The 22,899-nt window shown below is 55.5% G+C and carries 18 protein-coding genes; 3 read left to right on the forward strand and 15 right to left on the reverse strand.

Features of this window, described 5'->3' with window-relative positions; translation table 11 throughout:
* Positions 1-3 precede the first annotated feature (3 nt).
* Positions 4-2,454 (reverse strand): tectonin domain-containing protein, encoded by a 2,451-nt coding sequence (locus IT893_RS05525; protein ID WP_197147116.1) that lies wholly within the window; start codon positions 2,452-2,454, stop codon positions 4-6.
* A 196-nt stretch (positions 2,455-2,650) separates the two neighbouring features.
* A complete protein-coding gene (locus IT893_RS05530; RefSeq protein WP_197147117.1) occupies positions 2,651-3,586 on the reverse strand; it encodes an AraC family transcriptional regulator in 936 nt (311 codons plus the stop codon).
* Between the two features lie 353 nt (positions 3,587-3,939).
* Here IT893_RS05530 and IT893_RS05535 point away from each other — a divergent pair, with 353 nt between their 5' ends.
* From IT893_RS05535 to IT893_RS05545, 3 genes are all read left to right on the forward strand, one after another.
* Entirely contained in the window at positions 3,940-4,722 is a 783-nt protein-coding gene (locus tag IT893_RS05535) for an SDR family oxidoreductase (protein WP_008890444.1), read from the forward strand.
* Positions 4,723-4,892: 170 nt separating this feature from the next.
* The gene (locus IT893_RS05540) at positions 4,893-5,165 is read left to right on the forward strand and encodes a GIY-YIG nuclease family protein (RefSeq protein WP_197147118.1); all 273 of its coding nucleotides are present in this window, start codon (positions 4,893-4,895) and stop codon (positions 5,163-5,165) included.
* Positions 5,166-5,262: 97 nt separating this feature from the next.
* The gene (locus IT893_RS05545; protein WP_197147119.1) at positions 5,263-5,610 is read left to right on the forward strand and encodes a hypothetical protein; all 348 of its coding nucleotides are present in this window, start codon (positions 5,263-5,265) and stop codon (positions 5,608-5,610) included.
* 80 nt (positions 5,611-5,690) lie between these two features.
* Here IT893_RS05545 and IT893_RS05550 read toward each other — a convergent pair whose 3' ends face one another.
* The 13 genes from IT893_RS05550 to IT893_RS05605 all read right to left on the reverse strand — a co-directional run bounded on the left by IT893_RS05550 (position 5,691) and on the right by IT893_RS05605 (position 22,891).
* Positions 5,691-6,794 carry an ABC transporter substrate-binding protein gene (locus IT893_RS05550; protein ID WP_197147120.1) on the reverse strand — a complete coding sequence of 368 codons (1,104 nt, stop codon included), beginning with the start codon at positions 6,792-6,794 and terminating at the stop codon, positions 5,691-5,693.
* Between the two features lie 181 nt (positions 6,795-6,975).
* Positions 6,976-7,614: a CDP-alcohol phosphatidyltransferase family protein gene (locus IT893_RS05555; RefSeq protein ID WP_197147121.1), complete on the reverse strand. Its 639-nt coding sequence runs from the start codon at positions 7,612-7,614 to the stop codon at positions 6,976-6,978.
* A gap of 92 nt (positions 7,615-7,706) precedes the next feature.
* Entirely contained in the window at positions 7,707-8,642 is a 936-nt protein-coding gene (locus IT893_RS05560; RefSeq protein WP_197147122.1) for a glucosaminidase domain-containing protein, read from the reverse strand.
* A 63-nt stretch (positions 8,643-8,705) separates the two neighbouring features.
* A complete protein-coding gene (locus tag IT893_RS05565; RefSeq protein ID WP_197147123.1) occupies positions 8,706-9,416 on the reverse strand; it encodes a GNAT family N-acetyltransferase in 711 nt (236 codons plus the stop codon).
* A 183-nt stretch (positions 9,417-9,599) separates the two neighbouring features.
* On the reverse strand, positions 9,600-11,351 hold the full coding sequence (locus IT893_RS05570) for a peptidase M14 (RefSeq protein ID WP_197147124.1): 1,752 nt from the start codon (positions 11,349-11,351) through the stop codon (positions 9,600-9,602).
* Positions 11,348-12,202, reverse strand: a complete 855-nt coding sequence (locus tag IT893_RS05575) for an ABC transporter permease (protein ID WP_197147125.1) — start codon at positions 12,200-12,202, stop codon at positions 11,348-11,350. Before IT893_RS05575 ends, IT893_RS05570 begins: the two co-directional genes overlap by 4 nt.
* A 4-nt stretch (positions 12,203-12,206) precedes the next feature.
* The gene (locus tag IT893_RS05580; RefSeq protein WP_197147126.1) at positions 12,207-13,130 is read right to left on the reverse strand and encodes an ABC transporter permease; all 924 of its coding nucleotides are present in this window, start codon (positions 13,128-13,130) and stop codon (positions 12,207-12,209) included.
* A gap of 73 nt (positions 13,131-13,203) precedes the next feature.
* Positions 13,204-14,733 carry an ABC transporter substrate-binding protein gene (locus IT893_RS05585; protein WP_197147127.1) on the reverse strand — a complete coding sequence of 510 codons (1,530 nt, stop codon included), beginning with the start codon at positions 14,731-14,733 and terminating at the stop codon, positions 13,204-13,206.
* 101 nt (positions 14,734-14,834) lie between these two features.
* Positions 14,835-16,073, reverse strand: a complete 1,239-nt coding sequence (locus tag IT893_RS05590) for a dipeptide ABC transporter ATP-binding protein (protein WP_371810698.1) — start codon at positions 16,071-16,073, stop codon at positions 14,835-14,837.
* Positions 16,074-16,661, reverse strand: a complete 588-nt coding sequence (locus IT893_RS20150; protein WP_252724088.1) for an ABC transporter ATP-binding protein — start codon at positions 16,659-16,661, stop codon at positions 16,074-16,076. It lies immediately after the preceding gene.
* A 473-nt stretch (positions 16,662-17,134) separates the two neighbouring features.
* On the reverse strand, positions 17,135-20,509 hold the full coding sequence (locus IT893_RS05595; protein ID WP_197147128.1) for an error-prone DNA polymerase: 3,375 nt from the start codon (positions 20,507-20,509) through the stop codon (positions 17,135-17,137).
* 14 nt (positions 20,510-20,523) lie between these two features.
* Positions 20,524-22,158, reverse strand: coding sequence for a DNA polymerase Y family protein (locus IT893_RS05600; protein ID WP_252724089.1), 1,635 nt, complete (start codon positions 22,156-22,158; stop codon positions 20,524-20,526).
* On the reverse strand, positions 22,070-22,891 hold the full coding sequence (locus IT893_RS05605) for an ImuA family protein (RefSeq protein WP_197147129.1): 822 nt from the start codon (positions 22,889-22,891) through the stop codon (positions 22,070-22,072). The genes IT893_RS05600 and IT893_RS05605 overlap by 89 nt, the downstream gene beginning before the upstream one ends.
* Positions 22,892-22,899: the final 8 nt, after the last annotated feature.

A 22,899-nucleotide genomic window follows, 5' to 3' on the forward strand; every position in this document is an offset into this window, starting at 1 on the left:
GACCTAGCGCCACTGGGACGCTTTGCCCGATGCGGTGATACGCCATAGCTGGTTTCCGCCCGCAGCAACTTTTACCGCGTCGGTTTTATTGCCGTTTGCAGCCCAGTTTTTCTTATCAGACTGATAGGTATAGATTTTACCATCGGTGCCAACGACATAGCTTAACCCGGACTGGAAGACAGCGACGTCCGTCGCAGCACCGCTCATGCGTTGCCACTTGCCGTCATCGAGCATCCAGATTTCCTTGTTATGGTTGACGGCCCAGAGTTGACCATTGTTTGCAACATCAATACTGGCCGCTTGCCCGGATTGACGCATCCAGCGATTGTTTTCAAGACGATAGAGCGTGCCTTGTTCATCAAGCATCCAGACGTTTCCATCTGTTGCGGCGATATCGGCGGCTTTAGGCCCCTGGATCACATTGACTTTGTAAGGCGCACTATTGCCATAGGCATAGAAGGTCTGCCCCTGATTATTGATACCCCAAAGGATATTGCCGGCAACGGCAATGCGTTTTGCCGCAAGGCCGGAAATCTCTTCAAACCGTTCAGATTGGGTATTGAACATCATGACCCGCGAAGCTTCACCTTCCTCGGCGACATCGCGAATGGTTATGACGCCATCTTTCATGGTCTGCTGACGTTCAAGCAATTTGTCCGACAGGATGAAGACCGAACCGTCTGTTGCAATGGCGATATCGCGTGCCATCTGGTCGTGATCAACCCATTTTGTACCTGATACATTCGGGGATGCCTTTGCAATATCGCGCATCAGGGATGCCCAATGGGCAGGGTTCGGCTTGATCGGTTCCTGGGTCATCAAAGCCCAGTTGGTCATCAACTCATTGCGCGTGGAGTCCTGTTGCAGCATCAGGTTCAAGTTAATCGGACGCTTGGCGATCTGCTGCGCATCAAGGACGATCGATTCCTGCTTGTCCATTTCCTCGGCATTTTCGGCCGCGATACTTGTGACAATGGATGCAATAGTGACAACAACGAATGGAATAGAAAAGGCTCTGGCACCAATCCCTGCGTACCTTGCCGTATCGCGAAACGCATAGGGCAGGATCTTTTTAGCAAGTGTCCCCGCCGCATTTTGGAATGCCGGCGCGAAAGCTTCCACCTTGATCGCAGCCGCATATGCAAGCGCGACGGCGGCACTTGGTGCCAAATTCACGCCTGCATCAACCAGAGTGTCCACCGATGGCGGCCGGTAGCCGACATCATACAGACGCGCCATATTTGTGCGCATGTTATTTGCACCGGCACGCAAAGCGACACCGCGCTGCCAGCTTTCCCACGAACGGCTCATTTCCGTTGCCGTCCATTTGCGGGTGTCCTGAATATAGGTCGCAAAATAGGTCAGGAAATCAAGTTCGTAGGGATGTTTGTAGCCCTGGGTAATCAGTTTTACAACGCGTTCATATACTGCCACCAAAAGGGCTGGTGATTGTTCAGGTTCAGTCCGAATCACTTCCATTGCATCGGTGAAGTAGGATTCGTCAGTGATTTTCTGCGCTTCCATATAGCGTCGGATAACGCTTTCAACCGCGTCCGGCGTTTTCAGGATGTCTGCGACAATTTCCATCCCGCCCGGGATGGCGAACAGACCGTTCGTTGTACGCGGCGTGCTTTCCCAGCGCATGGTCAGGAATTCGCAAGCCTTGTCTGACCTGACATCACTTAAAGAACGGGTCGAACCTTTCGGGCAGCTCCAGCACGTCCCGCCATCGACGAAATCGAAATGCTCGCCTGGCTCACATGTCAGAGGGGCTTCTCTATTTGCTGCGGTCAGGAGCTCGTTACGGACACATGCACGCGGATGCGAGACGGCTTCCCAAGTGCGCACCGAGTTTTCAGGGCAGCTGTAACAGCCGCCATTCGGGTCCGCAAATGTCCCTGACGGGCAAACCGACCCAAGAAATTCAGCAGAACGCGCGTTTGCGAATGCCTTGCCGCAGGCATTCCACTCTGTGACCGCGGCCCAGGTACGGCCGTAACCATCCGGGCATTTCCAGCATTCACCGCCATTGCGCGGGTCGGTCTCACTTCCTGCTGGGCAGCGATTATGTGATCCAACGCGGGTTGCAGCAAGAAACTCCGGGGGATTTACTGCTTTGGAGCAGGCCACATTGGTATCAACAGCATTACCTGTGCGATTATAGCCTTCCGGGCAGGTGTAGCACGCCCAAAGCCCGACATCGAAGAAAGAACCCGGCGGGCACTCACCCTTGGCCTGACCAACCTTTGTTGCCTTCTCAAACCCACAAGCAGGTAAAAGCTCTCCGGTGAAAAGGTCAGCTGCACCACATAGCGCGTTGCTGGTAATTGCACCGCGTTGCGTCTGAATGTTTTGGGCCTGCGCCATATTGATATGCGAGAAGAAAAGCAGTGCGAAGATACCGGCCAGGAAAATACCTGCGTATCGTTTCGACTGCCACACCAGATAAGCCATTAGTCGTTCCTTACCACTGCAGTTCGTCAATAGCAGTCGCCAGGATACGGGCCGCGTGAGACCGATTCATAAGATTTTTCAGCGCCTGCTAATAGTTGCTTTAGGTAGCGACCAAGCGTTCGGCAACTGCATATTTCCAGGGCGTTTCTTTTTTGTCGTGAAGTGGATATCTGTGTCTAAAATTGGATATTTTGGCCTAAGCCTCGCGTGCTGTTTTGGTCGGACGCTCGCCAAATTCTTGCATATATTCCTGTGCAAAACGTCCCATATGACCAAAGCCCCATCGCCGGGCGATGGTCGCAACTGAGTCCGTGCTGTCAGTTGACATCAGATCATTGCGAACAAGTTTTAGGCGGACCTTGCGAATATATTGGCGCGGCGTCAGCCCAAAGGCATCAATGAAGCCACGCTGTAAAGTGCGGTAACTGCACTCGGCAATTTCCGAAAGCGAAGCCATATCAAGGGTGTGAGACGGGTTCGCATGGATATAGTCCTGTGCGCGTTTGACATGACGCGGAACGACACGCGAAACTTCCTGGCCGGTAAGGATATCCCGCACATTGCTTTTCAGATGGGTCAGGATCTGGGTCAGCAATAGATCGTAGGCTTGGGATGCCACCAACATATTTGGATCATCCAGCAGCCCGTGATTAAGGGAGTTTTCCAGAAACTGCATATATTGCCGGATCATTTGCCCGCCGGGGGTCGCAAGGTCGGCAACCGGATCAAATTCTATCTGGTAAAGTCCCAGATGCTCGCCGCCAAGGCTTCTTGCATGTTCCCTGATCCGTGTTTTAGAGATCGGCAGGACATAAGAATAAAACTGTTCCTGATAGGCGGTTGCTTCAATGCTGAGATCGCGCATCATGCCTTGATCGGGTGTCAGATCCCACGTGCGGCCAAGATGGGTGATTTCGCCCCAACCATCGGTCGGAACGAACAGCGCCATTGTATCGTGGCATGCCCCCGCAGACTGCCAGTCGACACGCGCTGTCCCGAAAGTGCCATGCAAAAAGGGTTGATCCCCGATCATGGCAAGCGCCATATCGGCATCAACCTCTTCACCTTGTCGATTGATTGTGAGTTGAACCGGCGACGAAAAATCAGAAACGACTTCCTGCAGTTCGGCCAAGTCCTTCGACCGGACTATTGTAAATTTCGAATGCAATGCCATACGCTGTGCTGTGTCCCTAGCAAGCGACCACGACGATCTAAGCCCTTGATTTGGGCCATCTCTTTATTTCTCATACAATAAGATAGAACCCAGTAGCCTGCAACAGAAGTCAGCATTTTATCGCGACTAACTCTCAATACAGGCAAAATGCTTCCTGACATTGTGGGTCGAGATCACAGATAGCCGACACAAGGACGGCGTTTTGAGGATAAGGCGACCTTGCCTCTTTAAGCTGCGAAGGGCGTTTGACCTCAAGGGCGCGCGCAGGCTAAATTCCTGCCATTGTATGAATTCCAACATGGGAGGATCCATTGGATCTTGGAATCAAGGGCCGCAAGGCCATCGTTTGTGCGTCATCCAAGGGGCTTGGTCGTGGCTGTGCGATCAAACTGGCCGAAGCCGGTGTTGATCTTGTGCTCAATGCGCGCTCCGAAGGGCCGCTGAACGAAACCGCGGAATATATCCGTGATACCTATGGCGTGAATGTCACCACGGTCGCCTGCGACATCACCACCGAAGAAGGCCGTAACAAGGTTCTGGCCGCTGTCGATGCGCCGGACATCCTTGTTAACAACGCCGGTGGCCCGCCCCCGGGAGTGTGGTCCGACTGGGGTCAGAAGGAATGGGAAGCCGCCGTTCAGTCCAACATGCTGACCCCGATCCTGCTTGCGACTGCGGTTCTGCCGGGCATGATTTCGCGCCAGTGGGGCCGGATTGTGAATATCACGTCAGGTTCGGTTAAATCGCCGATCCCGCATCTGGGTCTTTCGAATGGTGCGCGTGCCGGTCTGACCGGCTTTGTTGCGGGGACTTCGCGTCAGGTGGCCAAGGATGGTGTGATCATGAACAACCTTCTGCCGGGCCAGCACGACACCGATCGTATCAATGCGCTGATGACCAACAAATCCAAGGCCGAAGGCATTTCGCTTGAAGAAGCACGCACCAAAACCCAGGCGGGTCTTCCCACGGGCCGGTTTGGTGATCCGCTTGATTTCGGGGCGACCTGTGCCTTCATGTGCAGCGAGCATGCGAAATTCATGGTCGGACAGAATGTTCTGCTTGATGGCGGAGCCTTTAACTCCACCATGGGCTGATATGTCGCCTTTCGTCACAGGACGGTCTGCAAACACCCATTTGCTGCGCTTCCGGTGCTCACGTATGTCAAGTACGCTGCGCGCCGGTTCTCGCAAACAGGCATTTTCGACACGCCCTGTGACGAAATCCAACATATCACCAAGTGCCCAATACAAAGGGTGGTGCTAGCATGGCGTCCTTCACCTTTGTTTATGTGCTGCGCGAATGTGATTTCAGGCCGGGGCAGGGCAAGGCCGCTTTGCCCCTGACCTATGTTGGCTGGTCGACCGATGTCGAGGCCAGGCTTGCCACGCATAATAGCGGCAAGGGGGCCAAGACGACGCGCGGACGGCAGTGGGAACTGGTGTATGTCGAACGGTTCCGTACCTTCGGGCAGGCGATGAGCCGGGAATGGCATCTTAAACGCGATCGCAAGCTGCGCCGGATGCTGGCAGGTGGATAGGCTGGTTGATTTGGACACAAATCAGGGCTTGCATCATCGCGCCAAGTGACAGATATGTCCTTGAAATAAACGCATTCAAACTAGGGTACCTCTGATCATGGCATTCGTTCGCAAAAATCCACTGAAACTGAACAATCTGCAGCTGCGCACGCTTGTGCTTGCACAGGTGATTGCCAAGGATCCCAATTCGGGCAAGATTGACGAGGCCACCGGCGAAGCAACGCTTTTGCGCGTTCCCCATGCCCATGGCGACCACGTTCATGTTGGCAAGTTCACCGTGGCCGCCCGGGATGCCAGCGGGTTCGAGAACCCGGCCGTTTGGGTTGCGCTTGCCCGTAAGGGATTGGTCAAGGAAGGATATCCGGCCAGCATCGTTCTGACCAAGGAAGGCATGGAATATGATACCGGCCTTGGCGATCATTTCCTGGAAGAAAGCGATCACTAGGATCGGTTGATAGCGATACCAACCTGATGCGAAAAAGCCCTGCATTTGCAGGGCTTTTGTTTTGGCAATGACGTGCCTTTTTAGTCGACCCGGATGAATTTCCCGTCCTGGATGGCCACAAAATAGATGTTGCGATTGCCATCGCCAAAGGCATCAAACACCAGTTCCTGATGCAGCCCCTGTTGCGGCGGCAGATTTGTCAGCGCATCGGCAAGCGATTGATCCGGGTGCTTGGTACGGAGTGCGGCAAACAGCACGGTCGCCGCGTCATAGCCCAGAACCGCGGTATAGCCGGGCTGACGACCGAACATTTCGTTGAACGCGGCGACAAATTTCTGGAAGCGCGGATTGGTGTCATAACGGTCATAGGCCTGTGCGAGTTCCACGCCCTCGACCGCCTCGCCACCGACCTCTATCAGGGCCTGTGAACCGGCCCATTCTGAGACAGCAAGCGGAATGCTTGATGACAGCTTGCGGATTTCTTGGGCCATCTGCGCACTGTCTGTGCTGTTGGTGATCAGAACGATGGCGTCGGGATCGTCGGCCAACAATTGGCTTGCTGCTTCGGCGTGGGTGATATTGTCGGTGTTGATCCAGATTTTGGAGATGACCCGCCCGTCAAGGGCATCAAGTTCCAGAAGGAACTCGCGATACCAGCTGTCGGTAAAGGCCTGGTTCTGGCCATCAAGGGCAAGGGCGACCCGTTCATAGCCCTGATCGATATAGCGACGGGCATAGGCGCGCGCATTTTCACGCGTCGTGGTGTTCATGCGAAACAGGTTGTCACGAAAACCGGCAAAGTCGGCCGCAGAGACCGTAGGCGAAATGGTCACGACACCCAATTCATTGATCACCGGCAGCATCGCCATGCCGATCGAACTGATGATCGGGCCGACAATCGCATCAACGCCAAGACGCTTGAGCTCGCGCACGTGATTTTGGGCCACTTCCGGGGTTTTCAGATCATCACGCGGAATGATTTCCACCATGCGACCATTGATGCCGCCATCGGTATTGACCTGTTGGGCGGCCAGTTTCAACGCATCAAGCGCGTCCGTTCCGGCATCCGATCCGGGGCCGGACAGGCCGGCAATGAAACCGATTTTGATCGGGCCTGATTGATCACAGGCAACCAGCAAGAAGCATCCGACAAAGACAGAGCACAGAAACCTGATGGACCGCATTTTATTCCTTGCAGTTTTTCTTGATCGGCCCGATAGGCTGGCCCTTTGTTATTGCCTTATCCTGTCATGATCGTCAGCGACAAGGCGACAAATCCGATATGGCAGTTCCCCGAATGTGTTTCAAGCGGTTGATATTGCGATATTTGCCGCATCAACCCAAATCCCGATCCTAGCCCAAGTCCTAGCCAAAGTCGCGTCTGGCCTGAAGCACCCGTCCCATCGTGGTCATCAGGCACAAGGCACCGAAAACGGCGGCGATCATGTTAAACGAGGCCGGGAAGATACAAATAAGACATAAGACCAGTATGGTCTCGCTGCCTTCGGTGATGCCGGTCAGATAGAAAAAGCTCTTCTTGCCTTGGGCGTCGCCATCCGTGCGCCCCTGCTTGGCGGCAATGATCGCATAGGCCAGAAAACTCGAGCCGGTGCCGACAAAACAGAAAATCAGAAACGCCGCCATCAGGGCATATTCCGGTCGACCGATGGCAAAGGCCAGAATGATGCCCGAATAAAACAGAAAGTCGGACACGATATCGTAGTAACCGCCGAGATCGCTTTCCTGGCTTTTTGCATTGGGATGGCGCGACCGTGGGGCGGCATGGCGTGCAACTGCGCCATCAAGCCCGTCCATGAACCGTGATCCAAGGATCAAAACAAGTGCTGCGTAATCAAGTCTCAGCACAAGACAGCCTGCCGCCAGCAAGCCAAGGAAAAAGCCAACGCCGGTGATGAAGTTGGGCGTAATGCCCGTGCCCGAAAGCGTACGCGCAATCGCATTCAACGGCACATCAATCAGCGGGCGCAGGCGGGCATCAAACATCTGGTGTTTCCGGTTATCTCGTTGAAACAGCGACTATAAGCGCAAGTTCGATGGAATGAAAATCACCAGTTTGTTGATTGCGGGTGAGATGACTATTCACCGGACGGGATCAGTTGGTAATAGGGGCTTTCTTCAAGCACGGCGTCGTCGACGGGGCTGAGTTTGTTTTGTCGAATGACCGCCTGGATTTCTTCGATATAGACACTGCCGCGTTCGGAATATCGGGTCAGTGTTTCGGCCAGAACAGATCCCGAAAGGGGTTCCTGAGCGGCGATCATTCTGGCGCGCAAATCGCGAAATTCCGTGTAGGCCGACCCGGTATTGAGGTTCATCATATAGGCCCGGACCGAACCGAACGGTGTTTTGAAAGCCGCGATCTTGTAATCACCAAGGTGCTTTCGCTGTTCTTCGGGCGTGATGCCGTCGCCGCCATAGGTCCATTGGCCAAACAATGCGTTGCCAAGGGCGGCAAAGCGCGATGTGCCCCAGCCGCTTTCGATGGCCATTTGCGCCATGGCAAGCGACGGGGGAACCGGCGCGATGCGTTTTTCAAGTTCCGCGATGGTTGCCGGGTCTTCGGGGGCTGTTTCAACACGGTATTGTTCGGCCAGTTCAGCAATGATCGAAAGATCGTTGGTGCGGATCGCATCGCGAAGGACACTGCTTTGCAGGGCGATTTCCTCGTTCGCAAGCAGGGTCAACGGGCCGAGTGTCCGGAAAAATGTGCGTTTCTTGGCCGTGACCGTCAGTTGATCGGCAAGTTCGTCGCGCCATCTCGTCGGGATGGTTTGCAGGAAAAGCCGGGGAACGATGCGTTCCCCCGCGTTCCAGCGTTCTGCGGTATAGCCAAGATCCTCAAACAGCTTTTCAAGCTGTTCATAGCCATTCAGTTCAATGCGGATAACGTCGCTTTGGTCGGGCGTCGGCAGAAGGATATCCGCCCGTGCAGCGGGAAGGAGACCCGCGGTCATCCCAAAGGTGGCAACCGCCAGAACGGAAAATGTGCGTATCAGGACACGTTTAAACATGGTGTGCCTCGCTGATCTGACCTGACATCGGTGCAGGATCAGAATGCTACCATGCTTTGGGGTTTAACGGCGAAAATCTTCAAGACGTTTGCGCTGTTTTCCAGCCTCGTCAAAGTTATCGGGTGCCAGCCACGCCTCGAACGCGGCCTTGACGGCGGGCCATTCTTCAACGATGACGGAAAACCATGCGGTGTCGCGGTTGCGCCCTTTGTAAACCATGTGATTGCGGAACGTACCTTCATAGGTGAAGCCATATCGTGTGGCGGCGGCACGCGACGGGGCGTTCTGATCGTCGCATTTCCACTCATAGCGGCGATAGCCCAGCTCATCAAAGGCGCGCTTCATCATCAGATACATCGCCTCTGTCCCGCCGATGGTCTTTGAAAGGGCCGGGGCATAATTGATATTGCCGATTTCGATCACGCCATTGTTGGGATCCATGCGCATGAAGGCGGCAACGCCGACAGCCATGTTGGTGGCCTTGTTGATGATGGTATGGAGCATCGGGTCGTTACTGGCGTTCATGCCGTCGAGCCAAGCCTTGTAAGCGGTGAAATCGGCAAACGGGCCAGTCGGAAGGTATGCGAAGCGCGACCCATCGGGCACCTTGCTGTTGGCATCAAACAGTTGCGTGGCATCGCGGGCAACATCAAGCGGGCTTACGATGACGTGGCTGCCGATCATGTCGTTGCGCGGTGGCAATGCACACCCGGTCCAGTTTTCAACCGGGTGGCCGACGGGTTTGCCAAAAATGTCTTTGTGGGGCGTGGTCATGGTGGTTCCTGTTGGTCTGATAAAGGGTGGTTTCTGATCAGCAGGATGGTTTGAATTGGCTCTCTGTTCCAGTGCCAGTTTTGCAAATGTGATGGTGCCAATGCAAAGCCCCCACATCGGGCAATGCGGGGGCAGGAGGCTTGGAGGGGAGTTTGTGTTTGTCGGCAAGATGAAGGGCCGTGACTATCCCTTTTGCGCCATCAGTTTTTGATGGGCGTCGTAGGCCGCGATCACGGTTTCCATCTGTGCTGTGTGACCCGCAATGAATTCCGCGCCATAGATTGTCTCGTCGGGATATTCTGTGATCAGGGTCAGCGGAACATCATGGCGATCATCAATGGAAATCATGCATGGGAACCCATTGATGATGTCAAAGCCGGTATCGCCCGCATGGGTGCGATACAGTTCGATCTGGGCATTGTTGAAATCAAGGAGGCCCGGAATGGTTGCCAGCTGCTTGGTGACCAGATCAATGAAGGCATTGGCATGATCGGTCCAGTCATCGTGATGACGCATGATCAGGAAAAACCCCTTGGGCAGGGTCCACATATCAAACCCGCGCGGAACATATCCCGACAGCGGCCGGGTCCATTCGTGGGATGGATAACCATGCAAGTTTACATGCAATTGCGCCTTGCTGAAATCTTGCGCCTTCTTGCGAATTTCCTTTTCCAGCAGGTTGGCGCCAGTACGATATTCAAGATCATCTCCCAGTGCCGTATAGCGTGCCGCATGATGCATATGACGCGGATTGTCGATAATCAGCCGCTGATGCAGGGCATAGCCATCGGGGTTTTCCAGCGGCGAAATGGTGAAATGCGCACCATCGCGTTTGGCTAGTGCCTTGGCCGCGCGAAGCGCGCCGGACGGCCCGGTGATTTCGTTTGGATGCTGCCCGCCACTGATCATCACAGGAATATCGGTTCCGCTGTGATAACGTGCGCTGATCGTCCGTCCTGAACGCGATTGCGCTGTAAAGACGTCCCCGTCAATTTTCCCCAGTTCATCGGCGATCTGGGCACTGGTGAGCGGATTGGTCGCGGTATCAAGGTCCTGTGCTGGTCCTATGGTTTCCGTCGTTGAAAGCGCGCGGTTTTCAACCGTCACCGTCAGTTTGTCGGTCCCGGTCTTGATTTCCGGGACGATCTGCCCGGGTTGCAAGCCACGATCGCCCAGCGGTCGGCCGGATTTGACCTGAAACAGTTCAAGCAGCGAGAAATAGAAATCTTCGTGCAGGGCTTCATGCAGGCTGATTGCTTCATGCCCGAGTGCGATCGGGTGATCCTGACCGGGGAGCTCGACCGTGATGTTCAGTTCATTGAAATACGGTTCCTGATTGCCCCAGTCATGGGCAGCGATGGCCGCCATGGTTTGATGAAACAGGATTTCGTAATCTGTATCGAGTTGGGCGTCGCCAATGACTTTGCCATCGGCATCAGAAATCCGCAGCCAGCCGGTCGGTGACAGATGCGTTTCATTGACCGTATCGCGATGTACGCGGTTCGGGGCAAAGACTTCATGACTGGCCGTTGCACCGTTCCGGTCGGTCAGAACAACTTCATAAACCCCGTCGGTCCGGGGGCCTGCGTGAAAACTGATCCGCGCATCACCGACAAGTGCGCCTAATGGATAGGTTTCAAGTAGGAACCGGTTATCGTTTGCGGCTTCGTGGCGCGGATAGGTTACGCGGATGTCAGAGTAAGACTGCGCAGCAAGATCAATTTCTTCCTGGAAGAAATGCAGCAGCGGCTTATAGGAACTTCTGATCCTTGCGGTGATGCCGTGCTTGGCAAAGGCGGCCTCTGCCGCGCGGCGGGAAGGGGCATCTTCAAACAGCCATGCCTCGATCACCTGACCTTTGTGTGCCGGTGTTGCGAAATCCCTGATCAGGGTGTCGATGGTCCGTGGAAGGGTGGTGGCGAAAATACGGGTCATCGTGAAGTCCTACCTGTGGGGTCAAGGCTGTCGCGAAGCCAGTCACCAAGAAGGTTCAGGCCAAGCACGGTCAAAAGAATGGCAAGTCCCGGGAAGACAGATACCCACCAGGCATTTTGAAGGTAAGTACGGCCATCGGCCAGCATGCCACCCCAGCTTGGGATCAGCGGATCAACGCCGAGGCCAAGGAAGGTCAGACTGCTTTCGAGCAGGATGTTATTGGCGACATTCAACGTCATCAGAACAATGACCGGGCCGATCAGGTTGGGCAAAAGGTGACGGAGCAAAATGTGAACATCGCGCACGCCAATCGCCTGTGCCGACTGGATGAATTCCCGATCGCGCAGCGACAAGACCGAACCGCGCACCAGACGGGCATATTGCACCCATTGCGAGACGATCAGCAAAATGATCATGTTGGTCAAACCGCCGCCGACAATGGCGATAAAGGTGATCGCCAGCAGGATGAAGGGCAGGGCAAGCTGCACATCGGCAAAGCGCATGACAATCATGTCCCAGAAGCCGCGATAATAGCCCGATACAAGCCCCATGATCACGCCGATCACAACCGCACCGGCAACCGAAAGAATGCCAACCTGAAGCGAGATTTTGCCCCCCATGACGACGCGGGCCAGCACATCACGGCCCAGCGGGTCGGTGCCCAGTATGTGGGCCGTGTCGGTGAAGGGCGCTGTCAAACGGGCCATCAGGTTGATCTTGTCACCGCCGTCGGGAAACAGCAGGTCGGAAAACAGAACCGCAAGGCAGATTCCGCCGGTCAGAAGCACGCCAAGAATGAATTCCAGATTTTTATACCGCTTGAAACGGGCGGATTTGGCAATGGCTGTCATGGAATTACTCCGTTCTGATCCGCGGATCGATCAGGCCATAGGCAATGTCGACCAAAAGGTTCACGCCAACAATCAGCATGGAAAGAACCGTAATCACCGCCTGAAGCACGGGGTAATCACGCGCCCCCACAGCATCAAATGCAAGGGTACCAAGACCAGGCCAGTTGAAAACGCGTTCGACCACGACGATGCCCCCCAGAAGCCCGCCAAACTGAAGACCGAAATAGGTAATCAGCGGGATGGCACAATTGCGCAGCGCATGTTTGTACAGCACCGTGCTTTCGGAAAGCCCCTTGGCCCGGGCGACCATGATGTATTGCGACTGCATGGTTTCGAGCATCGAGGTCCGCACAAGACGCACATTGGTTGCGGTCAGGATGATGCCCATTGTAATGGCGGGCATCAGGAAGCTTGCAAATCCGTCCATTCCGCTTGGCGGCAGCCATTGCAGGGTAATGGAAAACAACAGAACAAGCATGATGGCCAACCAGAAGTTCGGGAAGGATAACCCGATCAGCGAAATGATCCGGATGAACTGATCTGCCCATTTGCCGCGCGAAACGGCGGCCTTGATGCCAAGCGGGATTGATACCGCGATCGAGACGAACATCGAAGCAAAGGCCAGCATCAACGTTGCCGGCAAGGCATTGCCAATCAGGTCGATCACCGGTGTTCCGCCAAGGAAAGAGCGGCCGAAATCAAGGGTGAAAACCCCCAGAAAGAAATCGGTATATTGCACCAGAAATGGCTTGTTGACGCCCAGTGCCTCGCGAATACGGGCAAGGTCCTCTTCGGTGATGCTGCCTGCACCCTGCGAAAGCATGAGTGCCGGGTCACCGGTCAGGCGAACGGCAAAGGCGACGACCAGTGTGACGGCGACAATCACAAAGGCAGCCTGCAAAATGCGTTTAATCAGAAATCCGGCCAAGGTCTTAATTCCTTAAGCAAACAGAAGGTGGGATGCCGCCCGTAATGCGGGGCAGGCGGCATCCCGTAAAGGATCAGTCGACTGAAACTTCGTTCAGGCGCAGGCGGCTATCGGGAACCGGGGTGAAGTTTTTAACCCGGTTGGATAGGCCAAAGATCGCATTGAGGTTGTAAAGCGGCATTTCCAGCGCACGATCAGCTGCGTAATTGGCAATCTCGCGCAGGATTTCCTCACGCTTGGCCTGATCGGTGATGGCGCGCTGGCTTTCAAGCAGCTCGTCCATTTTTGGGTCGCTGTCATACGGGTTCCATTTTTCACCCGTGTGATACATGAAATAAGCCGTGTTATCGAAATCAAGCGTCCAGCCACCCCAGGACTGCTGGAACATCTCGCCGGTTTTACCCTGCGGGATAATGTCGTTTAGCAGAACGTTGGTTTCGTAAGGCTTGATCGTTGCATTCAGGCCAATGATCTGAAGGTAGCTGGCAACAGCCTGCGCCACTTCGTTAAAGGTTGAAGCATTGCCGCGAATATTGATCTGAACATTGGCGCCCGGTGCGACGCCCGCTTCGGCCAGAAGTTCCTTGGCTTTGTTCGGATCATAAGGAAGCGGCTCCAGGGAGGGATCATAACCAAACGACAATTCACCCTGGAAGCTGACGATCTCGGATGCCTGACCACCCAGAACCGCATCAATGATCGCCTTGCGATCAACGCCATAAATCATGGCCTTGCGCACGCGCTCATCCTTGGTAATACCGTTCGCGGTATTAAAGCGCAGGGCATAGACGGTCGGGCTTGCGGTGGTGACGACCTGAATATTCGGGTCTTCTTCGATGGTCGGGATCATGCCGATCGGAATGGTCGGCGGGATCACCAGGTCAACGCGACCAGCCTGCAATTCGGCAACAGCCGTCGATGGCTCGCTGATGAAGCGGTATTCAAGATTGGAAATCTTGGCCTGATCGCCCCAGAACCCGTCATAGGCTTCCAGTTTGATGCCGACCTTCGGTTCGTAGGATACGAATTTGAACGGACCGGTGCCGACCGGGTGCGCGTTGAAATAGTCTTCGCCATTCTCAGCGATATATTTCGGCGGCACGATCATCGCACCATAGCCGGCAAGCTTGGTCAGCAGAACCGGATCAGGCTGGGTGAGGTGCATGTCGACCGTGTAATCGTCGATGACTTCGACATTGTCAATCGCGGCATAGTTCGAACGCTGCGGGCCTTTTTTACCTTCTTCGCCCATCAGGCGATCAAAGGTGAATTTTACAGCATCGGCGTTGAACGGCTCGCCATTATGGAAGGTAACGCCTTCACGCAGCGCAAAGCGGATACGCAAACCGTCATCAAGAACCTCCCACGAGGTTGCCAGACCCGGTACCAGTTTGGTGTCCGGCCCGCGATAGGTCAGACCATCATAAATGTTGGTTGCAACCGAGGCCCAGTTAACCAGAAAGGTATCGACCGGATCCCAACTGCCCGGATCCTGCGGCGAGGAAACGGTGAGTGTGCCTTCGGCGTGTGCCGGCGCAGACGCCATCATGCCACCGGCAAGAGCCAGCGCCATAAGGGCGGTACGCATTCCCTGTTTAATCATCAAGTTTTCTCCTTTGGTTGGTGGCTGGCTTTTGGAGCATCACGGAAAACACCGGTTTTTGATTTTCTGGTGTTTTTTTGGGTGACGTCCCGAAAGCCCGATCAGACCGCGTTGGCCACAAGATGGCCGGGTGCGATTTCCTGATAGCTGACAATGGCCGGTTCATCCCCGACACGACGCACCGGGCTTGGAATTTCACCGTCAAGCATGGTGCGATTAACGTCGCGTGTGGGGTCGGCCACCGGTACGGCGCTGAGCAAGCGCTGCGTATAAGGGTGTGACGGGTTTTCAAGAACCTGCTGGCGCGAACCAAGTTCGGCGACCTGACCGAGATACAGCACGGCGACCCGGTGGCTCATCTTTTCAACGACGGCCATGTCGTGGCTGATGAACAAGTAGGCCAGGCCGTGTTCTTCCTGCAATTCCATGAACAGGTTGATGATCTGTGCCTGGATCGACACATCAAGGGCCGAAAGAGCTTCGTCCGCGATGATCAGTTTCGGGTTCGAGGCAAGTGCACGGGCAATACAGATGCGCTGGCGCTGACCGCCGGAAAATTCGTGCGGATAGCGATCCGCATGTGCCGATGTCAGGCCGACACGTTCAAGCAACTGGTCAACGCGCATTTTGATCTGTTTGGTGCCATCCATCAGATGATGGGTATGGATCGGTTCGGCAATTGAAAAACCGACCTTTTTGCGCGGATCAAGCGAGGCAAACGGGTCCTGGAAAATATATTGAATTTCCTGACGCAGACGTTGCTGATCAGCCTTGCCCATGCTGGCAAAGGGACGGCCATCAAATGTGATGTTACCGCTGGTGGCTTTTTGCAATTGCTGAATGGTCCGCCCGATCGTCGATTTGCCTGATCCGGACTCTCCGACCAGGGCAAGAGTCTCGCCGCGGTAAATGTCAAAGCTTACATTTTCGACCGCATGCACACGATGTGTGACGCCGCCAAAAATCCCCTTTTTGATGTCAAAGCGGGTGACAAGATCGCGCACCTGCAAAAGTGGTTGGGCATCGTATTTTGCCGTGTTCTGGATGTGCTCACTGCCGACGATACGCGGGGTGTCGCCATCCATGACGGCAACCGGGAACCGTTTGGGGAATTTCTCGCCCGCCATGGCACCAAGACGCGGAACCGCCGAAAGAAGTGTTTTGGTGTAGGGGTGCTTTGGGTTGGCAAACAGGTCTTTGACCGGGCCTTCCTCGACCTTTTTACCTTTCCACATCACCACGACGTCGTCGGCAACTTCGGCCACCACGCCCATATCGTGGGTGATGAAAATAACCGCCATGCCGAGTTCGGCCTGAAGATCACGAATGATGGTCAGGATTTAGGCCTGAATGGTGACGTCAAGGGCGGTGGTCGGCTCGTCCGCAATCAGCACTTTGGGCCGGCAGGCAAGGGCCATGGCGATCATTACGCGCTGTCGCATGCCGCCGGAAAGTTGGTGTGGGTAGCGGTTCAGAAGTTGTGCGGCATCTGGCAGGCGCACCATTTCAAGAAGCCGCAGCCCTTCTTTCAGAGCGTCTTTCTTGGACATGCCTTCATGCAGGATCAGCGATTCTGCAATTTGGTCACCTATGGTGAATACCGGGTTCAGCGACGTCATCGGTTCCTGGAAGATCATGGCAATGTCCTTGCCACGGATCGCACGCATCTTTTTTTGCGGCAGGGCGAGCAAATCCGTTTTGCCCGTCGTTCCTTCAAAGATGATTTTCCCGGACGGGTACGTTGCCCCCATCATTTCTGCCAGACGCATCACCGAAAGAGAGGTCACTGACTTGCCTGATCCGGACTCTCCGACAATGGCCGTCGTTTTGCCCGGTGAAACGGAAAGGTTCAGGTTTTCAATGACGCGCGATGCGCCAAACTCGACAGACAGATCCTCAATACGCAGAATCGGGGCATGTTCAGTCACGCGATTATCCTCGACTATCAAGTGTCGGAACGCGGGGTGGCGCGTACCGTGCAGACCGGGACCGGAATTGCTGTGGATGGTTGGCATCTGATAAAGGGGTGTTGGGACGCCGTGGGGGGCGATGATCCCGATGTTTGCTGCACCGGCAGCACGTACCTTTTTCCAGATAATAGAGTTCAGCAACCCTGATCGCGGTTGAGCGATTTATAATTTATACACAATCATCATCATTTATCTGACGTTTTGTCAACGTTTTGTCTTTTTTTGAAGTTCAAATCGCATTTTCTGCACTTTCGGACGTGTCAGACCTTTTTTCGCGATCTGCTAGTTTGCTGTTTTTAATAAAAATAGTTACGGGCGACTTCTTGTGGCTCTTAAGCCCGGTATTGGATGCGTGATGTGCCGGTCCAAGGGCAAAAAGACAGACTCCGTGAGTTGGATTGGCCGATACCTGTTTGGGTCAAACGGTCAGATCAGTGGAAATCATGGCTGTCGATCTTAAGGCGTTTGTGACTGGTGGTGCGTGTTTCCGGTTTTGAGCTCAACTGGTCCAGATCAGCCTCCGGTTTAGGGGTAGGTCGCGATGTCGTGGGTGAGGCGGCTTCCCCGGTTGGCAGGGCGGTGCGTGGGCTGGCCCAGCGCAGGTTGCGCGGATGGTTGTTGGCATCACGCGCGATCTTTGTGTTCTCGCTCATCGATTGCAGCATATGGGTCAGATCGACCAGCTTGTCGGCAATGATGTGCGTCACCCCGTCTTCACGTTGCAATTTGCCGGTCACCCCAAGGACCGTGGCGGTCATCACCTCGCGACGGTGTTGTTCCATCACCTTGCTCCAGACCACAAGGTTGGTGATGCCGGTTTCATCCTCTAACGTGATGAAAACAACCCCCGATGCCGTGCCGGGGCGCTGGCGGACAATCGCAAGTCCCGCATGGGTCAAACGATCCCCATTTCGCACATTGGGCAGATCACTGGCGGTACATACACCGGCGGCACCCAATGCATCACGCAGCATCGCCATCGGATGGCCCTTAAGCGACAGACGCAGGCTGGCGTAATCTTCGATGATCTCTTCGCCCGGGCCCATGATCGGCAGATCGACCGGGGCTTCGGCGCCAAATTCGGCCGAGACCCCCATATTGTGGTTAAAGTTCTGGGCCGCCTCAAACAGCGGCAGGCTTGCTGGTGCCTTGCGCCCCTTGCCAAACCGGCGCACGGCCCAAAGGGCTTCGCGCCTTGATAAGCCCAGCGATCCGAACGCATCGGCCTCGGCCAGTTTTTCAAGGGCGGCCGGGGATAGTCCTGTCTGGCGCGCCATCAGATAGACATCCTGAAACCCGCCCGCTGGCCGGTTGGAAATCAGGGCAAGGGCATCAAGCTCGCCAAATCCCTTGATCTGGCGAAAACCAAGCCGCACCGAATGATATCCCGCCGTGCGGCCCAATTCGCGTTCCAACTGATTGTCCCAGAAGCTGTGATTGATATCGATTTCAAGCACGCGCACCCCGTGATTGCGCGCATCATTGACCAGTTGCGCCGGGGCATAAAACCCCATCGGTTGGGAATTCAGAAGCGCACATAAAAACACATCCGGGTGATGGCATTTCAGCCAGGACGACGCATAGGCGAGAATGGCAAAACTCGCCGCATGGCTTTCGGGGAAGCCATAATCGGCAAAGCCTTCGATCTGTTTGAAGCAGCGTTCGGCAAAGTCCATGTCATAGCCGTTACCCAGCATGCCATTGATGAACTTGGTCCGGTGTTCACCAATGGTGCCGGTGCGCTTGAACGTTGCCATGGCGCGACGCAGGTTGTCGGCCTCTCCGCCGGAATAGCCGGCGGCGACAATGGCGATCTGCATCGCCTGTTCCTGAAACAGCGGCACGCCGCAGGTGCGTTTCAATACGGCTTCGAGTTCCGGGGATGGGTAGTCGACCTTTTCGCGGCCCATGCGCCGTTGCAAAAACGGATGGACCATGCCGCCCTGGATCGGGCCGGGGCGGACGATGGCGACCTGAATGGTCAGATCATAAATGCTTCGCGGTTTTAAACGCGGCAGCATGCTCATTTGCGCGCGTGATTCCACCTGAAAGGTGCCGATACTGTCGGCCTTTTCCAGCATGCGATAGGTCGCCCGGTCTTCCTTGGGAAGCGTCGCCAGATCATAATCGATGTTCTTGTGATTGCGCAGCTCATCCAAGGCTTTTCGGATGCAGGTCAGCATGCCAAGAGCCAGGATATCGACCTTAAGGATACCCAGCGCATCAATGTCATCCTTGTCCCATTCAATGGTGGTGCGGTCCGCCATGGCGGCATTGGCAATCGGGGATAGTTCACAAAGCGGCCCGCGTGTGATGACAAAGCCGCCAACATGTTGCGACAGATGGCGGGGGAAGCCGGTCAGTTCTCCCGCGATATCGAGCACCGCCTTCAGGCGCGGTTCATCGGGATGAATGCCGGATTGACGCATCATATTGTCATGCGCGCCCTTGCTGCTTGATCCCCAGATGGTTTTGGTCAGTTTGACGATGGTGTCTTCCGACAGGCCAAACACCTTGCCAACATCGCGAATGGCGCTGCGTGATCGGTATGAAATCACCGTGGCGGTCAACCCGGCCCGGTCGCGGCCATAGCGTTCATAGATGAACTGAATAACCTCTTCGCGGCGTTCATGTTCAAAATCGACATCAATATCAGGTGGTTCATTACGGGCATTGCTGATGAAGCGCGAAAACAGCAATTCCACCTTGTTGGGATCGACCGAGGTGACATGCAAACAAAAACACACCGATGAATTGGCTGCTGATCCGCGCCCCTGACACAAAATGCCACGGGACCGGGCAAAGGCAACAATGTCATGCACGGTCAGGAAATAGGGGGCATAGCCCAACTCGTCGATCAGTTTAAGCTCTGTCTCGATCAGGTTTTTGACCTTGTCGGGCACACCATCGGGATAGCGTTTATGCGCGCCTTCCCAGGTCAGGCGGATTAACCGTTCCTGGGTGCCTTCGCCCGATCCGTCATTTTCATCGGGGTATTCATAGCGCAACTCATTCAGGCTGAAGGTGCATTGATCGGCAATCTCGACGGTGCGGGCCAACCAGTGCGGGTGATCCGGGAACAAACGGGCCATTTCACGCGGGGATTTGATATGGCGTTCGCCATTGGGGAATAAACGGTATCCGGCATCCTCAATCGTGCAGTGATGGCGAATGCAGGTCAGGACATCCTGCAATGGTTTGCGCGATCGTAAATGCATATGCACGTCATTGGTCACCACGGCCGGAATGCCAAGATCGGCCTCAACCATTTCGGTAAATTCCAACCGTTCGCTGTCAAACCCGTCCATGAACCGCCCGATGGCCAGCCAAAGACGATCTTGGAAATGCGATTTCAAACTGATCAGTTCAGTGCGAAAGGTGTCACCCGGCACCTGTGGCGGCACGGCGATAAACAGCAGGCCTTCGCCATGGGTGACGATATCGGCAAGATAAATCTCGCACGATCCCTTGGGTGCGCGGCGCTTGCCAAGGGTCAGCAACCGGCACAGCCGGGCATAAGATGCACGGTCGGTCGGATAACACAGCAAGGATGGCCCATCCATCGGGTCCAGCCGACAGCCGACAATGTAATTCAACCGGTCGGCATAATTGCGATGTGCGGTATGGCCGCGCACCACCCCGGCCAGCGTATTGTGATCGGTGATCGCAATTGCATGCAGGCCCTTGGTGGCAGCGGTCAGCACCAGTTCCTCCGCATGCGATGCGCCGCGCAGAAATGAAAAATTGCTGCTGACATGCAGTTCGGCATAGGCCGGATCGGCTGTACTGTTGGTTTGCTTGGTCATGGCATCAAATCACATCACCCGGCAAACAAACCATGCACCGACCAGATATCCTGCCCGGCATGGCCGCTGCGAAACAGCCAGATCAACCGGCCTTTCTGATCGCAGATGCGGAAATAATCGCGTGTCATCTGCGACAGGGCGTAATTATCCCGGTCCAGATGGGTCCACCATTCCGGGCAGATGCGCTCTGGCCCGTCGGCCCGCAAGACATCAATCATCATCTTGCGCCAGCGCAGTTTTGTCGGTGCACCGTTGGCACTGCGTTCCATGACATCAACCGGTTCGGGCGGATCAATCAGCCGAACCGGGCGTTTGGGCAGGGGCGCATCCGCAAGACGTGCCGGTTTGGCAGCCCCGGTGGGCGGCTGCCTTATGGCCGCCCGTTCGGGCAGGTGGCTGGCGTGATGGGCCGGGCGAAACAGGATATCCTTGGGCCCCAGATGATGGGCAATGCGATCAAGCAGTTGGGCAAGCGCAATGGTGTCGCTGTTGTCTTCCTGCTTGCGATCAAGGCGGACCTGACGAAAGGCAACATGTTCGACCCACGGGGCATAGATAATCACCTGTTCGATGCCAAAGCCGGTATCAACACCGGGCATCTTTTCCGCGAGCAATCGCAGGATATGGCTTTCGGACTGGCAGGGCGTGCCAGTTGTGGTCGTGATGGTATGGGCATGGCCATCGACCCGAATGGACCGAACGATCAGGCGCCTAAGACCAAGGTTTTCATCGCGCAGTTTGGCGCACAGATCGGCCACCATGCTTTCAATCGCATGTGCCAGCGTGTCAGCACTCCCCAATGGTTCGCCAAAGCTTTGTTTGATCAGCCACGGCGCATCGGGCAGCTCAAAATTCAGATGTTCGGGCAGGCGGCCATAAAACTGATCAAGGCGATGCAACACATCCGGGCCAAGGCGGGTGGTGATATTGGCACGCGGCAGGGGTGTGATATCGCCAAGGTGTTTCAGGCCAAGTCGCGACAGAACCGCGCTGATGTCATCCGATAATCGCAGACAGGATGCCGGAAACCCGGCCGCAATCCCGTGATCGCGTGGCAGGGACAAGATGCGCTCATTGGGTGCGCCCGGATGACACCGGGCCGCGGCCCATGCGGCACCAGCGGTATCGGCAATGGCGGTGCGGGCAGCAATGCCTTGGGCCTTCATATCGCGCAGGATTTGTTTGATCATCGCACTTTCGCCGCCAAACAAATGACTGCCGCCAGTGATTTCAAGCCATAGGCCAGCATCCCCATTAAGCCCATGCGCATGCAAGTCCCGATCCGGCGCAATCCATGGGCTATAGCGGTCCATGAAGCGCACCAGACGGGCAAATTTGCCATCGCAGAGTTCAGGCTCTTCAGGGCTGTCCTGAAGATCGGGCAGGATGCTGCGCGCATCCGACAAACGCATGCCACCATGAAGTCCGGCCTTTTGTGCCGCTGCATTCAGGCCGCAGACGAGCACACCCTTGTGATCGCTGCGCGTGATCACGTGCGGGGTGTCTTGTGGCTTTGAGGCCTGTGGGGCAGTTTTCAGACTGTCAGCATCGCGGGGCTGATCAGGCGTGGGCGTGCCTGTCTTGTGTTGAGGCTTCTGACAGTCGGTTTTCCAGTGGGTCAGCCACAGATAAAGAAAACGTTGTTGCATCGGTTTTGACTTTCCAGCTTCCCGGTCGGACCCCGCGTCCCCCGATCAGGCTGAGATGATGGTCGTTTCCTGTTGGTCGTTCTGTTGGTTCCAAGGCGTTTACAGGTGTGATTTGCCAGCGCGTCCATGCGCTTGAGGTCGGAATGCGCCCGTTTCTGGCAAGCGGGCGCAAAACAATGATGCGTGTGCCACCACTTTCACAGGCCAGTTGCAGGCGCCGGGCGGTGGTCAGGTCATAGTCGGTGGTTTCAATGATCACCGCACGGACCTGACCGGATTTTGCCACTTCCTCGCAGGTCCAAAGGGCGGTGGCCTGTTGATCGACTGTCATCATCAACGGTTTGGGTTCAAGGGCCGTCATCGGCAGGGAAAGGGCATAAAACCCGCCCTGATCAAGGGCCCGACGCTGCCGGATCCAGAAAATGCCCTTGCCGGGTGGCGGGGCAGATGGGTGATTAGAGGCATCAGAGGACGCATCCACAGACAATGTCGCCAGATACCACGCCAAAAGGGACGCCGCGCAATCATCATGGCCGCAAAGCACTTCATGCAGGCCAATCGGGGCAAGACCGCCGAGGCTGATATGATCGCGCAGGAATGTGCTGCCAAAGGCACGCGCAATCACCCTGTCTACCCGATCTGGCCCACCGGACAGACAGGAAACCTGAACCTTCCATTGTTGCTCGGCCCGCGCCAGTGCCGCGCGTGCCTGATGAATGCGTCTGTCTGACATTTTATTGT

Origin of the sequence: Thalassospira sp. A40-3 (assembly GCF_015871485.1) — a bacterium.
Taxonomy (GTDB): Bacteria; Pseudomonadota; Alphaproteobacteria; order Rhodospirillales; family Thalassospiraceae; genus Thalassospira; species Thalassospira tepidiphila.